Raw genomic sequence first — 14,379 nt, forward strand, 5'->3', positions numbered from 1 at the left:
ATATGACCACAAAAAGTGAGCATGAGAGCAACGAGGCAGCGTTCCTCATCGAACTGGCCAAGATTTGGCGTGCTCAGGACACTAACGGAGCTTGGGGCGGGAAGAGCGATCTTGATCTGCTTGAACCCTATATCTTGAACAAGGAGAAACGGCGCGCATTGCCGATTATTGGTGATCCAGATCCCAATACACTGTGGCGAATTGAGCTGTTCTTCAATGCGGTCGCGCTGTCAATAGAAAGGGAAACCGGCATTATGATCCAGCCGATACTGAAGCTGCATCCTGAAGGGTTTGGCCGCGTAGTGCTCATCGCAGGGCGGTTGGTGGCCGTAAACAAGCAGCTTCGCGATGTGCATCGCTTCGGATTCGATAATTGCGCCAAGCTGGCTCAGGGGGGCGACAAATATGTCAGCGAGGGAATCGGCCTGATCAGGAAATTTCCAGACGTGGCGAACTATTGAGGATACTCGCTGATGGGCGATCGTGAAACACTTAAGGCCGAGCTAAGAAAATTGTCCGTCAAGGCGATACAAGCCAAGATGGATCTGCACGACCTTTCGGAAGAATTACCTACCAACTGGATCTCCATCATGGCAGTGGCGCAGAAGGCGTACGATGCGTATGCCGAACTTGAGCGCAAGGCTTGCGACTTGAAGGCGCTAGAAAATACCTGAAGGGGCAACGCATGTCGTTTCAAACACGAGACGGGCGCGACTGGATACCACAATACCTGATCTCGATCGATCCCAAGAAGTGCATCGGATGTGGCCGCTGTTTCAAGGTGTGCGGCCGAGATGTCATGAATTTGAAAGGAATCGGTGAGGACGGCGAACTTGTCAACGCCGACGACGAAGACGATGAGATCGAAAAGAAGATTATGGTTCTGAAAGATCAGGGCGCCTGTGTCGGATGCGGTGCATGCGCCAGGGTTTGCCCGGCCAATTGCCAGACTCACAGTTCGGCCGAATCTGAAGCGGCTTGAGCGAACACTCGAGTCGCAGCCGGCGAGATATAAGTGTGCGAAAGCTCTATTGCGATCAGGTGAACTCATGGCGAGGCGGCGCGCCAGGAAGGTGTCGGTCAGACATCGAACATCAGGATCGAGCGAGCTAACGCGCTCGCAAGGACCGGCAATGGTTGGGCGCGAGCCACGCATGCCGATACCATAACCGTTGCCCAGAAACACTCGGTCTCTGATAGTCCCACGTATTCGTGGAAAGCGAACTGCGCCTCGCGCAACTATAAGTCGATCAAAGTGCTGTCAGGATGAGCAGAGTTCAAAAGTAGTTAGCCACACATCAGGCGGTCTGATCGAAGCCGATGCTATGCACGTCCGCTTGCGGATCGGGAGAAGGCTAGTTGGCCGCAGCTGCCGATATGTCCGCCTAGATGGTTGGTTGATTCCTTGATAACGTGAGCCAGAAACGCCTCAGTTGGTCTATGGGCGCGTCTGGGCGGCACGACATTTCGCTGGACAGCGGTCCTTGCAACAAACAGCGGGCATCGAGAGCACATTGCAAAATCTCGACACGGTTCGCACGCTTGTTTCCAAATCTCCGTTGCGCGCATTCTTGGGCCAATGTGCCTACTTGGCCGAGTACCATGGGCTATCAGGAGAGGGCGGGTCATCGCCATTAAGCGTTAGCTTCTTGGAAGGACCCGGTTTAGGGAGCCCCTACAATTCACGCGCAGATTGCATCCGTAGTCGCGACCAGGCGCTCAGGAAGCTCTGGTCAGACTGTGGTCAGCTAGGATTATTATCCTTGTCGGCAGAGCTTGCACGGCACGAGCTCGATTGCGTGCAATTTTGCCGATAGGAGAGCGGTCTGATGTATGGCAGAATCGTTGGCTCATCCAGCCAGTTCACAAGCGGTAACCAAGCTGACGATTCGTCAGAGGCGGGAGATAGTCCTCGCTTTGCGGATACAGTTGCGCGGATGGGGCTGGCGGGCTCTTCATCCGAACCAGCGCCGTCATACTCTCTCGTCCCCGAACCGCCCATTCGAAAGATCGACCGCAAAACGTTCAACGATGAAGTTCGCAGATACTTGGGCAGTGATATCAGGCACATCGCCGAGAACCCAGAAGAGTACTCGCCATTCGTGGCTAACAAGGCTGCGCGTGCAGCAATGGTTGCTGGAAGCTACGCTAACACCTATGACGATCCAGATAAGCCAGCACGATTTTTCGGCTACCATTTGGGCGACGAAATTGTCGGAGTTCTAAGAGCCGGAGGTCCGGCGCGGATTAAAGGAGATCATTTTAAACAACAGTTTGGGCGCAACGATATCACATCCGTCGTAGATCTTAGGCTGACTCATCCACTTGTCGAGAACGCTGGCGACATCCTGCTAGAACATCAACTGCGAGAAGACGGCGAACATCCGCTCATCATGTCGCGGCCGGCCTTAGCAGGCATGGAACCGCGTCTTGCCGAAATGGGGTTTGTTCCCGTAGGTCGAGACCACTGGGTGCTTGATCCTCACCAGAACCCGGATGCCTGGACGAAGAACGAAAATGACCAGTGGCAGCGGGTAGGCAAGCCTACGCAGTATCTTTCGAAGGCTGGGGGCGATGACGTCGGTCCGCAAAGAAGCTACGAAACGGATTCGTCGGACGATGATCCTGCATTCTACTTGGAGCGGGCTCTTAGTGGGATGCGCATGGATTGAATTGGCTGCATACAGCAACGGTTTAGGAGTGACGGATTTCACCGTTCTAACCGGGCTCGGTGGTCTTGCTTCACAGGGGGGACGCACGCTCGCGGCGTCCTCCCTCGTTGGCTGAAATGACTGTTCAATCCTTCTCAGAAGGCAGCTATGGCGCTGCCGCGAGATGCACGGTCCGCGGTCATAACGGAGCTTGGTGGCATTAATGGGAAGCAACGACTAGCCACGGCGTCAGCTACCCGGCCAACGGAGTAGAATGCATAGAGCTCAAAGCCGCAGTTGCGCAGCCATCATGGAAAGGGCATCCAATCGCCGAACAAGTTCGGAGTTTGCGCCGGATAGTTGGATGAGCGACCAGACTAGTCGGGTTGGGTCACCACGGACACGAAACGCTCCAGGACTTGTACGGTTCTTGCAAGTCGATTGCACGCCGACATGAACAGCGTCTTCCAACAAACGTGCGATGAAGCAGACCATACCAATCTACGCCATTTGCGGCTTTAAGGACATTCCGAGCCGCCAGGCCATAGGATTCCATCTTATGGTCGTCGAACATGACGGCAAGCAACGGCCGTGGCCCGTTGTCGTAGTTCGGTGGGGCAAAAACGTGCTTGGCTATGTCAATGAATGCCCGCACAACAGCGTCCGATTGGATTGGGAGCAGAACCAATTCCTCGATCCATACGGTATCCGGTTGATGTGCGGCAAGCACGGTTCGACCTTCGAACTCGGCAGCGGCCGGTGTGTCGAAGGTCCATGTCACGGTAGAGCGCTCACGCCGATCGCGTTGGCCGTTCTGGAGGGCGATATCTGCGTCGTGGGTGTTCATCTTGTCGAAGACGATGCATCGACCATCGACTGAAAAGCCCTCTCAGACCGGTCGGTTCTCATTGCGGTTTTTCACAGCGTCCATCCTCTTTAGTCCATCCTCATACGAGATGTCATCATAAGACAGATCGATTTTGTTTGCAGCATCGAGGAGGATATCTAGCTTGCCGCCCGGGTCCAGCCTCTTGATGTCGTCCCTGTTCAGCCCAGTCAGGTCCATCATCTCCTTCCAAACTGTGGACTCGTCGCACGGTAAGACGTGGAAGTTTATATCGCCAAACTTGACTCGGTACTTCGCCAGCAGATCGACGTTGTTGCAGAACATAAAATAGCTGCCTGTGGGGCTTAAGGCGCCGTTAAGAACGGTCGAAACGTCTCCGAGATAGGCAAAGGAGTGTAGGTAGCCGGCCAGCACCGGAATGGTGTGTTCTCCGTCCTGCGCGATGGTTAGAACTTGCTCGATCGAGTAGTCCGGCGGTCGTTTCTCATCCGCGAGCTGAGTTTGGAACTTCAGCGCGATGTCACCGCGAAAACCGAATCGACCCGGCTTGGTAGTCGCGCCTTTGAGTACGGCGTTGAGCAGGCGGCCCTCTCTCTCAAGTCTGCCGAGTGCGGTATTTTCGATTGAAGTCATCAATTTGGTCCTCGATCTAAGGTCTTCACCGGCCCACGGGCCAGGAAGCCAAATGCGATGCAATTTGCCTGCCGCCGGATGTGGAGCGGCCGAGCTTGAAAGAAAGCGGGTTGGTGACTTCGGGCGCCGCAACTACTTGTCAGGAATCTGACTGTTGTTCCAAACCTTACGGCACCGAACCAAGTATCAATAAGAAGCTGCGCGGTGGCACGTGACTTGCTCTTTGCGAGGTCCACTATTGATGAGGCAAAGACATGATCAACCTGACCGACAGTGCGGTGAATGCGATCAAGGGCGCGATGTCATCATCGACGCACTCGCCTGGCGGTCTGCGCGTCGCGATTGAAGCGGGCGGCTGCAATGGATTCAAATACAAAATGGGTCTGGCGGAAGAGCCAAAGCCTGACGAGACCGTGATCGAGTACGCTGGTCTGAAGGTGTTCGTCGATAACAACAGTCGAGAGTATCTGGTCGGTACGACCATTGATTTCGTGCTGGCAACGGAGAGCCCTGGATTCACCTTTCACAACCCGAACGCGACAGCGAATTGCTCCTGCGGAAAATCGTTCAGATGATGGACGGACCTGATCGGCCGATGAGGATGAAAACATTGAACCATGTTGACGGAGCCAGAGCAACTGAAGAAGTTGTCGCTGTGGCGAGGCCGGCCAGTGCTTGTACGTCGTCAAAGATTTCGAGTGTACGGTTTGCAGGTATTCAGGCGCAATTGGGGCGTGAGATCGGAGGATTGGATCGCCTGGTCCTCGTTGCTGCTGCAGACGAGGTGCTGGATTGAGCAAAAATCAAGCACCGATTTACCTCGATAACAATGCAACAACGCGGACTGATCCATCCGTCGTGCAGGCCATGTTGCCGTTCTTTACGGAGCAATTCGGCAATGCGTCGTCCACGCACGCCTTCGGCAACGAGGTCGCAATCGCTCTGAGGCAGGCCCGGAGAGGCTTGAGGCGCCTGGTAGGTAGTGCATACGATCACGAAATCGTCTTTACCTCGGGAGGGACCGAAGCCAATAATGCGGCAATTCTTTCTGCGCTTGCGACGCAGGAAGGTAGAGACGAAGTGGTCACCACTTCGGTTGAGCACTCGGCTGTACTTGCGCTGACGGAGCAATTGAAGACAAGGGGAGTCAAGACGCACATTGTATCCGTAGATGCCTGCGGCCGGCTAGACATCGAGGCGTTTCGCTGTGCTCTTGGACCACGGACAGCGATTGCCTCTGTTATGCTGGCCAATAACGAGACCGGAACGATCTTTCCTGTGGAGTTTTTGGCCGGGTTGACCCGAGAGGCAGGCGCGCTGTTTCACACGGATGCGGTCCAAGCCATTGGCAAGGTGGGTTTGAACCTAAAGGACAGCGCGATCGACATGCTGTCGCTATCCGCGCACAAGCTGCACGGTCCCAAGGGCGTCGGCGCGTTATATCTGCGCAAAGGGACGAAATTCCGGCCGCTGATCCGCGGCGGATCACAGGAAAGAGGGCGTCGCGGGGGGACCGAGAATGTTCCCGGAATTATCGGCCTGGGAAAAGCTGCCGAGCTTGCGGCGGAACGGCTTGAACCTGAGCGCATTCGCATCGGCGCTTTGCGCGACCGCCTTGAACAGGGGATTTTACACAATGGCGGGTGCGTTGTGCTCGGCGACGTCACCAATCGGCTCGCTAACACGACCAATATCGCCTTCGACCATCTTGAAGGCGAAGCCATCGCGCACCATCTCAATCAGGCGGGCATCGCCGTGTCGCTCGGATCAGCCTGCAGCTCCGGCTCAATGCAGCCATCGCACGTCCTGCGCGCTATGCAGGTGCCTACCTGGCGGATGCACGGCGCCGTGCGCTTCTCGCTTTCGCGTGAAACCTCGTTCGCTCAAGTCGATGAAGTCGTTTGCGCAGTGTCAGATATCGTGGCTCGCATGCGCGCCAACTCCCGCCTTACAGTCGGAGAGTAGACTCTATGAAAATCATGATCCGCCGTTCTCCGGATACGGGTCTGTCGATCTACGTACCAAAAAAAGACCTCGAGGAGCCAATCATAGCCTCAGAGTACGAAACCCTTTGGGGCGGCTGGATCAAGGTAGCTAACGGCTGGGTGCTCGATCTGCCCGAGATGGCGAGCGACACGCGATTACCGATTACAATCGACGCGAAGAAGCGGGACGAAAACGGCGGCGATCCGTGAAGGACTCACGCAAATCACTTTGCTGATGCGGATGCAGAGGTCACTGTCGTGGGCCCGGCGCTGGGCCTTCGGACTGCGAGCATTGCACCTATGTCGTTCGGGCATCAGGGAATTATGCAGACGCGATGGACTGAAGGCCGGCCAGGCGCGTCAGCCTGCCTTTGCGCTGGCAAGTTGGCGAGATCCCGCCGTCTCTGGGGAACGAATGGCTCTCGTCGTAGCATATTGAGATCAGCAGAACTACTCCACGACGGCGTTGATGATACAAGGTTTGCTTGGCCATCGGGCAGAAGGGATCGCACTATCATCTTTGGCCCTCATTTCTGCCTGTCAGCGTAGGGCGCGTCGTAGCGGTATTGGCCTTACAAGTCCGAGGCGGCCGGTTCGGATCCGCTTGTTGTGAGAGCGGCAACGCGTGAACCCCATTTAGCTGGAGTCAGGTCGGGCGATCGCAGCGCGAGAATGAAAGCACAAGCATGGAGCTCTGGGTGAGACTGCGACCCATCTGTCGCTTTGATAACAAGCTCATCATTGCTGTTCCTGCAAGCGCGAGTGCGAGCTACGCTAACTCGATAGACCGCGACCTTAATTACTTAATTCTTGCTATGGCATGCAAGTTGCTACCTGGGTTCCTGAGGCTCGCTCGAGGATGATCTTGGGAGGGCGATGATGGTGGGGAAAATAAAATGATCGCGGTCGACGGACGCGGAAAATATGTCGGAGCTGCAATGAACAGCAGCGAGAGGACGCGATCCGCCACCGAGCACGGGGGCTGCAGCGCTTCTGCTAAGACTGGACAGGCGAGCTGCGGCTCCGCAACCGGCCAAGGCGGGCTCCCGACCAAAATTTGGGAAAAGGTCAAAAACCATCCCTGCTATAGCGAGGATGCGCACCATTACTTCGCTCGCATGCATGTCGCGGTTGCGCCTGCCTGCAACATCCAGTGCAATTACTGCAACCGAAAATACGACTGCGCCAATGAATCGCGCCCGGGCGTGGTGAGCGAGAAACTCACCCCTGAGCAGGCGGCAAAAAAAGTGATCGCAGTCGCGACGGCAATTCCGCAGATGACAGTGCTTGGCATTGCTGGTCCCGGCGACGCCCTGGCCAATCCCGCAAAGACGTTCAAAACGTTCGAGCTGGTCACCAAGGCTGCTCCCGACATAAAGCTGTGTCTGTCAACCAACGGACTCGCGCTGGCAGACTATGTTGACACCATCGCGAAGGCCAAAATCGACCACGTCACCATCACCATCAACATGATCGATCCGGAAATCGGAGCCAAGATTTATCCTTGGATCTTCTTCAACCACAAGCGATATACCGGCGTCGAGGCGGCAAGGATACTCACTCATCGTCAGCTGAAAGGCCTCGAGATGCTTACCGATCGGGGCATCTTGTGCAAGATCAACTCAGTGATGATCCCCAACATCAACGATGACCACCTAGTCGAGGTCAACAAGGCGGTCACCTCACGCGGTGCCTTCCTCCACAATATCATGCCGCTGATCTCCGCGCCCGAGCACGGCACCGCGTTTGGCCTCAAAGGTCAGCGCGGGCCGACGGCACAAGAACTGAAGGCACTGCAAGATGCTTGCGAAGGGCAGATAAGCATGATGCGGCATTGCCGTCAGTGCCGCGCCGATGCGGTCGGTCTACTCGGCGAGGATCGCAGCGCAGAGTTCAGTACGGATCAGGTGATGAAAATGGACGTCCGTTATGACTTGGAGAAGCGCGAGGCGTATCAAAAGAGAATAGAGGATGAGCGAGTTGCCAAATTCGCGGTCGGCCAACAGGAGCTGATCGAAACCTATGGAAACATGAGCGCCATAACCGTTCTAGTGGCTGTCGCAACCAAAGGCTCTGGGTTGATCAACGAGCACTTTGGACATGCCAAGGAATTCCTGGTGTACGAGCTTTCCACATCCGGCGCCAAGTTCATCGGTCCGCGTCGTGTGCAGGGGTACTGTCAGGGCGGGTATGGTGAGGAAGATAGGCTATCCTCCATCATGCGCGACATTAGGGACTGCCATGCTGTCTTCGTGGCTAAGATTGGCGGCTGTCCGAAAAACAATCTGATAGAGGCGGGCATTGAGCCGGTGGATCAATTCGCCCATGAGTTCATTGAGAAATCGATGATCGCGTGGTTCAGAGCCTATCTAGGCAAGGTAAAGCGCGGTGAGATCCACCACATGCACCGCGGAGAGCACGCGTATCGTTTGGTAGATAGCATCTCTACGGCCTAAGGAGGAATATGTGCCATTCAAAATCGTAGCCTCGCAGTGCACGGGCTGCTCAGCTTGCGAACCTCTATGCCCGAACATTGCTATCTCTGAGAAGGGCGGGAGCTTTGCTATTGAAGGGGCCAGATGCACCGAGTGCGTTGGCCATTTTGATGAGCCGCAATGTGTCGCTGCCTGCCCGGTCGACAATACCTGCGTGGTTGACAGATCCTTGCCTCGCTACCAACCGCCAGTTTAAAGCGTGAAGCTGAGCGGTGCCCCAAAGCGTTGGCATGAGGAGTGGCAGATGAGCAGAATTCCTCGGGACAGCGACATCGTCGAGCTAAGCGGCCCGCCAGTCTTCAGCTTTGGCCAAAAGCTTCGAGCCAATCGCGTCATCCGAAATGATGGCACCTATCGCGGGAGGGAGGTCGGCGAGGTCTTAGTAAAAAGGGGGGAGATCGGTTACGTCGTCTCGATCGGAACATTCTTGCAGCAATTCTATATCTACGGCGTGGAGTTCTTGGAGAGTGGCCACCGCGTTGGCATGAAACGCAACGAACTAGAGACAATGGATGCCTACGAGGAGGTCGATGATTTGCCATTACCGGAGGAGTCATGACTCAGCAGAAACTTCCGAAAGATCGGCGAGGCGCGCGGACCCAAGCCGCAGTCGACCTTGTCCAAGACTGCTCATTGGCAAAACGGAACACTGGAGTTTCGCTCCCCGTCGGAGCAACGCGCAAGACCATCATCGCCGTTCTCAATAACGAAGCTCACGAGCCAATCTATGTTGTTCGATTCTGTTCAGGCGTCTCATTGGGTGTCTTGAAGAGGAAAACACGGTGCTTTGAAAGGAGGCCTTCGCGATGAATGGCGAGCTGATGAGGAAAGTGAAGGCGGGGCCGGTGTCTCACCCCAACGAGCTTGATCGCAAGCGCATCGAACGCGGCTTGTGCGAGCGCAAGCGTTATCTCTATGTCTCACCAAGCGTGAGGCTGGTGAGGGGTGGCTATCTCATCGAGAGCCCTTGTTGCTCGCGCAACATCGACAAGGATGGCGCTCTCGTCGATGTAGCTCTCATTCTTTATGATGCCGTGAGCGGCATCTGGAAGCTGTTTCGCAAGAATCACGCGGTCGGAATCTGGGAGATTTACAGCCTTTACGATCGCTTGACTCCTGCTATCGAGGAATTGAGCGCGGATCCAGAGCGCCTGTTCTGGCAGTGAGGGACAACCGTCCTCGAGGCATAGAGAGCGACGATGGCACTCACCACGGAGGAACTGATCGAAATGGAGCGACTGCTTTCTGCCGATGGAGCCGAGGTCGGGAAATTGTCTGAGCTGCGCCGCCGCTTTCCGCAGCTTGCTTTTGTGCGGTGTGATGCGTCGGACTTGTCAGATGTGCCGTTTCGGCAGGCTCCTCGCTTCGATCTTCATCTGCTCGATGGATCGAATCACTGCGCGCAGATAACGGGCGAACCAACGCGAGCGAGTGGGATCGTATTGGCCAAAAGGAAAGATACGAGGTGAGTACCGGGCCCGCAAGCTTTTCGATGAAGTCCTAGAGTGGCGTCGAATGGCCGAGCAGCATTCCGAGCGCATCTGCAGCTTCCGGTGCCCGAAATCACCTTCAACTCCGGCCGTCACGCGGCCAATTCCTGGATTGGATCAGATGTGCGATCGCGTCATGGCACGCCCATTTCGTACCGGTCCCATGAACAAGTGGCTCGAGTTCATCGTTTAGAGCGGGATGCATCGACAGACCTCGCGATCGAGCAAGAGTCTCGTCCCTAAGATACGGAAGCACGGGGAGTTCATTGTGATCATTGTAGGGTTTATCAGGGGGAGGTGGCAAGCTCATGAGTAATGTGTACCAGCGTCGCCAACCTTGAAGTACGCGCCAACACCTCCGCAATCAAACACATTAAAAGGGAGATTGTCGGTGTCCGGATCGTGATCGTAAGTGACCAAAAGCAGGGACCGATATGGACTCACAAGAAATCATAATCCACCTCCGCTTCGCCCCGAACGGGAGGGTGATACAGATCAACGAGCGTCCAGCAAAGCTCAGTCCTAACCAATGGTTTGATGTCCTAAACACCCGTGACGCCTCGGCTTATCGGCCGCTGTCTCGTGGCCGCGGGGTGTTTCGGTTGAGCCGGACTGCCGTCGATGATTTCAAGCAGCAAACCGAGGGGCTTGGATGAGAAAACCGAGGCCCGGCGACTTGATGAGCCGATCTGTCGGACCGATGCCACCAGTCTAGGTGAGAGGAAGGGCTTTTAGCACGTCTCGGATCGCTCATAGGAGCGATGAGCGCCGGCAATGGCAGCGCTAAATTGTGAAGAATGTGCGGGACGCCTCTGGTGTTAGGCTTCCCTTGGAGCAGATCGACCATTAGTGGGTGATGCGGGTGATTGCAATGATGGACGAACAGGTTGGTCGCAATCAGGACTTCGAACGGGAATGTATCGCTCGCTCATCATGCGCGAAGAGAATGACTATAGCGCCTGATGGCTCTCAGCGGCTTTCGCAAGCGAGAGCGAGAACCAGTAACATATACCGGCCAACGGTCGTTCAATCATTAGGCATTGTGGGCCGCCATCGCTTCAGCTGAAGTTGAGTAGCAGAGGATAGTCGCGTGAGCTCAGAAACTGAAATTGCTCCTCCCCAGATCTACAGGCATCATGTCTTTGCGTGCAACACGCAACGTCCGCCAAGCCATTCCCACGGCAGTTGTGGTGCCTCGGGGGCGCAAGCGTTGTGGGATCGAATGAGCAAAGCGATCGAAGCGCAACGATTAAACGATATCGGTTTCGCGACGGCGGGGTGCCTCGGCTTTTGTAACTCTGGTCCCTTGCTGGTTGTCTATCCTGACGGAGTCTGGTATCGCGCGAGCACGCCTGAGGACGTCGACGAGATCGTCATCTCGCACCTCAAGCAGGGCAAACGTGTCGATCGACTTGTCATGGTGCTCAAGCGAAGCTAAGGGCGTGGCTTGGCGGCGTCGCTTGCCGGTCTCGGCAAGCATGGACGGCTTGCTCGACCATGAGCCTGCCGTTGGGAGCCGCTGGTCTGAGCTAGCCTGGCACTTCGCGCTTACTATGCCGTTTACCTATAAGCTTGGCGGCGTCATATGACTGCTGACTACGTCCGCTTCGCTCCAATTGCGAGCGAGAGCGAGCGGCGGCGTGATATGTCGCGATGGCCCACAGCCGACGTTCTGATAGCGCGTTCGTATCGAGGTCGCTCAGATCATGCCGAGCCACCGCCAGTACGTCGATGCGCAAATCGCATAGACGATGCAGGCGAGTAGGCTGACCGGGACACCTACCTTTGGGAAGTCGAGGACCGTCAAGCGGCCCGTGCCGTAGACCATGATATTCGGCAGCGTGTTGTAGAACATCAGTACCGGGTAACCGCCAATGATCATGCCGGCCGGCAGGACGAGCACACGAGGATCCACCTGAGCGGTCTCCGCGAGAGCCAACACGATCGGAATGATGCCTGTCGCCATCGCAGTTGTCCCGACGAAGAGCACATGGAGCAGCTGCAGGACGATCATGACAATAAGCAGCATAGTGACCCGGCCTGCCCCGCCCAGACCGAGTCCATGAAAAATCTCCACTGCAAGCCAGTCCGCAGCCCCGGTCTTGATCAGCAGATCGCCGAGCGTGATGCCGCCTCCGGATACGAGGATGACTTGCCAAGATATCTGTCGGTTGGCATCGGCCCAGTCGATCACGCCGAGTTTCGGCAGGAACAGCAAACCGGCACCGGTCAGGCAGATGACGGTCGTGTCGAGTTTCGACCATCCCTGGGTCACCCACCCGACTACGACTAGAACGAAGATCACAAGGGTTCGCCATTCCGCGGGGGTGGTGCGGCCCATCTCGGAAAGCCGCTTTGCGATAGCATCGCCGGCCAGAGGCGCGTCATGTCGTTCTTCGGTCCCGACGACCACTTGAACGACGAACAACGTCAGGAAGGTCATGATCAGCGCCGGCGGAAAGCCGTAGATCAGCCAGTCGACGTAGGTCACTGGCCGTTCCGCCTCGGCAAGAAAATCGGCGGTCACCGGATTTGGTAGCGTCGCGGTCAGGATTCCGGCGCTGATCGTCGCATTCGTGTAGGCAAGCGTCAGGAGGAGACTCACGACGAATCGGATGCGGCCTTCGCCTTCGATCACAGAGGCGATGCCAAGACACACCGGGAGCAGCACGGCAGTTCGTGCGGTTGAGGACGGGATCAGGAAGGCAAGCACGATATTGGCGATCGTTACTCCGAGAGTAGTACGGGTCGTTGTCCCGCCGGCGACCTTGAGAATTCCGTATGTAATCCGCTCGGCGAGCCGCGTCTTGACCATCGCTGCGGCGAGAATGAATGCGCCGAGGATGAGATAGACGGATGACGAGGAGAATCCACTCAAGGAACTCGCCGGCGTCGCAATGCCCAGAAGAACGGCCGCTGGCGCGATGACCAGGCTGGTGATCGCGAGCGGGATGGCTTCCGTGAGATAGAGAATGAACACCGCCGAGAACAGAACGAGCGCGCGATGACCCAACGGCGAGAGCCCCTCGGGCGCGCCAGCCGTCCAGACGGCAAGGCCTATGCCCACCGCGAGCGGAATACCCACCCCGCGCCGTATCGCGTCGAACGAGGCATGATCCGTCAAATCAAAGCGCTCTTTGCGCGTCGCAGATGACAACCGTCTCATTGTATGGCCGCAGAATAGAACCCACGAAAGCTACAACGTAGACCGCGAACAGACGCCACCGTTCTAACGTCAACCCGGCAGGCATCGCGGAGAGCAACACGATGCCCGGCGCGAGAATGCAGGCCAGGAGCCGCCATTGGCCGAGCGCTTTCTTGAGCAAATTTAACTTTAGAACGGCCTGTAGCGCGATATCAATGGACGACATTTAATGATCCCTAGCGTATTTGGCGACTGCGCTTCTTTTGGAGCCTCGTTCATGATCGTTAGGCCGGGCTGAAGTCGCGTGGTGGCTTCCCTGTGTAAGAATAGGGGACGCCTGGAGGCATCGGCCCCTTGATACGACCGCCCTGCTGCTTCTGTTCCCAGGCATGCGCGAGAATGCCCACCGAGCGCGACAAGATGAAAAGTCCTCGCCCGAGTGCCGGCGCGAAACCGAGTTCGGAGTAGATGACGGCGGTGGACCCGTCGATGTTCATCGGGACCTTGCGGCCCTTTCCCTTTTCGAGATGGGCTTCTACCGCACGGCCGATGTCGGCAAACTTGCCGGAAATCACGCCGCGCTCATGAGCGGCATCGACCAGAGACAGCAGCTTCGGTGAGCGAGGGTCGATCGGGTGAAAGCGATGGCCAAAACCGGGCAAGACTTTCCCGTGTGTTCCGACGGAGGCTGCCATGCCGGCCTGCGTCGCCGCTACAAGCGGCGTACCTTCACTCATCCGTCGCGCGATGTCGGCGTACAGCTCCATGCATTGTTGACCGGCGCCTCCATGAACGTCGTCGAGCAAATTGATGGCCGACGCCATTGCTCCGTTGAGCGGCAAGCCGCAGGTGATGGACATCCGGCCGACCGCGATCGAAGGCGCCTGCGGTCCGTGATCGACCGCAGCCACAAGGGCTGCTTCAAGCAGAGCGGCATGATCGGGCGACGGGAGGTCGCCGCGCAACAGAAGCCATATCATCTGTGGAAAGCTGATCGAGCCAATCATCTGCTCGATCGGAAAGCCACGAAAGCGGATGACGCCCGGCTTCATGTCGATAATGTCGGTCGACCACCATTTGGTTGCCGCGGTCAGGAGATCCGCGGGAGTGGATTCGGACATGGCCAGGATTCC

18 protein-coding genes are annotated in these 14,379 nt (G+C 56.7%); 14 read left to right on the top strand and 4 right to left on the bottom strand.

All coding sequences use genetic code 11. The annotated features are described in order from the left end of the window. Positions 1-2: 2 nt before the first annotated feature. The 5 genes from ACVIIW_RS14885 (at position 3) to ACVIIW_RS14905 (ending at position 3,531) form a co-directional block, all read left to right on the top strand. The gene (locus tag ACVIIW_RS14885) at positions 3-461 is read left to right on the top strand and encodes a NifX-associated nitrogen fixation protein (RefSeq protein ID WP_456701437.1); all 459 of its coding nucleotides are present in this window, start codon (positions 3-5) and stop codon (positions 459-461) included. Between the two features lie 12 nt (positions 462-473). Then, positions 474-674, top strand: a complete 201-nt coding sequence (locus ACVIIW_RS14890; RefSeq protein WP_456701438.1) for a CCE_0567 family metalloprotein — start codon at positions 474-476, stop codon at positions 672-674. 11 nt (positions 675-685) lie between these two features. Then, on the top strand, positions 686-982 hold the full coding sequence (gene fdxB, locus ACVIIW_RS14895; protein WP_456701439.1) for a ferredoxin III, nif-specific: 297 nt from the start codon (positions 686-688) through the stop codon (positions 980-982). Between the two features lie 847 nt (positions 983-1,829). Continuing rightward, entirely contained in the window at positions 1,830-2,672 is an 843-nt protein-coding gene (locus ACVIIW_RS14900) for a host specificity protein (RefSeq protein ID WP_456701440.1), read from the top strand. Between the two features lie 460 nt (positions 2,673-3,132). After that, positions 3,133-3,531, top strand: a complete 399-nt coding sequence (locus ACVIIW_RS14905; protein WP_456701441.1) for a Rieske (2Fe-2S) protein — start codon at positions 3,133-3,135, stop codon at positions 3,529-3,531. Positions 3,532-3,540: 9 nt separating this feature from the next. Here the strand turns inward: ACVIIW_RS14905 and ACVIIW_RS14910 are convergent, their stop codons facing one another. After that, positions 3,541-4,131 carry a hypothetical protein gene (locus ACVIIW_RS14910; RefSeq protein ID WP_456701442.1) on the bottom strand — a complete coding sequence of 197 codons (591 nt, stop codon included), beginning with the start codon at positions 4,129-4,131 and terminating at the stop codon, positions 3,541-3,543. A gap of 254 nt (positions 4,132-4,385) precedes the next feature. Here ACVIIW_RS14910 and ACVIIW_RS14915 point away from each other — a divergent pair, with 254 nt between their 5' ends. The 9 genes from ACVIIW_RS14915 to ACVIIW_RS14955 all read left to right on the top strand — a co-directional run bounded on the left by ACVIIW_RS14915 (position 4,386) and on the right by ACVIIW_RS14955 (position 11,539). Then, positions 4,386-4,706 carry a HesB/IscA family protein gene (locus ACVIIW_RS14915; RefSeq protein WP_456701443.1) on the top strand — a complete coding sequence of 107 codons (321 nt, stop codon included), beginning with the start codon at positions 4,386-4,388 and terminating at the stop codon, positions 4,704-4,706. A gap of 217 nt (positions 4,707-4,923) precedes the next feature. After that, positions 4,924-6,096 (top strand): cysteine desulfurase NifS, encoded by a 1,173-nt coding sequence (gene nifS, locus ACVIIW_RS14920; RefSeq protein WP_456701444.1) that lies wholly within the window; start codon positions 4,924-4,926, stop codon positions 6,094-6,096. Positions 6,097-6,101: 5 nt separating this feature from the next. After that, positions 6,102-6,326, top strand: a complete 225-nt coding sequence (nifT, locus tag ACVIIW_RS14925; protein ID WP_456701445.1) for a putative nitrogen fixation protein NifT — start codon at positions 6,102-6,104, stop codon at positions 6,324-6,326. Positions 6,327-7,054: 728 nt separating this feature from the next. After that, complete coding sequence (nifB, locus tag ACVIIW_RS14930; RefSeq protein WP_456705157.1) at positions 7,055-8,572, top strand: nitrogenase cofactor biosynthesis protein NifB; 1,518 nt, start codon at positions 7,055-7,057, stop codon at positions 8,570-8,572. Positions 8,573-8,582: 10 nt separating this feature from the next. Then, a complete protein-coding gene (locus ACVIIW_RS14935; RefSeq protein WP_456701446.1) occupies positions 8,583-8,807 on the top strand; it encodes a 4Fe-4S dicluster domain-containing protein in 225 nt (74 codons plus the stop codon). 48 nt (positions 8,808-8,855) lie between these two features. After that, complete coding sequence (locus ACVIIW_RS14940) at positions 8,856-9,170, top strand: nitrogen fixation protein NifZ (protein WP_456701447.1); 315 nt, start codon at positions 8,856-8,858, stop codon at positions 9,168-9,170. Positions 9,171-9,417: 247 nt separating this feature from the next. After that, on the top strand, positions 9,418-9,777 hold the full coding sequence (locus ACVIIW_RS14945; protein WP_456701448.1) for a DUF3024 domain-containing protein: 360 nt from the start codon (positions 9,418-9,420) through the stop codon (positions 9,775-9,777). Positions 9,778-9,810: 33 nt separating this feature from the next. Beyond that, positions 9,811-10,080: a hypothetical protein gene (locus tag ACVIIW_RS14950; protein WP_456701449.1), complete on the top strand. Its 270-nt coding sequence runs from the start codon at positions 9,811-9,813 to the stop codon at positions 10,078-10,080. Between the two features lie 1,111 nt (positions 10,081-11,191). Beyond that, entirely contained in the window at positions 11,192-11,539 is a 348-nt protein-coding gene (locus ACVIIW_RS14955) for a (2Fe-2S) ferredoxin domain-containing protein (protein WP_456701450.1), read from the top strand. Positions 11,540-11,800: 261 nt separating this feature from the next. Here the strand turns inward: ACVIIW_RS14955 and ACVIIW_RS14960 are convergent, their stop codons facing one another. Genes ACVIIW_RS14960 through ACVIIW_RS14970 form a run of 3 tightly spaced genes read right to left on the bottom strand, consistent with a single transcriptional unit; the run spans position 11,801 to position 14,367 of the window. After that, complete coding sequence (locus ACVIIW_RS14960) at positions 11,801-13,225, bottom strand: SLC13 family permease (RefSeq protein ID WP_456701451.1); 1,425 nt, start codon at positions 13,223-13,225, stop codon at positions 11,801-11,803. A gap of 1 nt (position 13,226) precedes the next feature. Continuing rightward, positions 13,227-13,472, bottom strand: a complete 246-nt coding sequence (locus tag ACVIIW_RS14965) for an anion permease (protein ID WP_456701452.1) — start codon at positions 13,470-13,472, stop codon at positions 13,227-13,229. Positions 13,473-13,530: 58 nt separating this feature from the next. Then, positions 13,531-14,367 carry a citryl-CoA lyase gene (locus ACVIIW_RS14970; protein WP_456701453.1) on the bottom strand — a complete coding sequence of 279 codons (837 nt, stop codon included), beginning with the start codon at positions 14,365-14,367 and terminating at the stop codon, positions 13,531-13,533. Positions 14,368-14,379 lie beyond the last annotated feature (12 nt).

The sequence above is a fragment of the Bradyrhizobium sp. USDA 4449 genome (assembly GCF_054056275.1).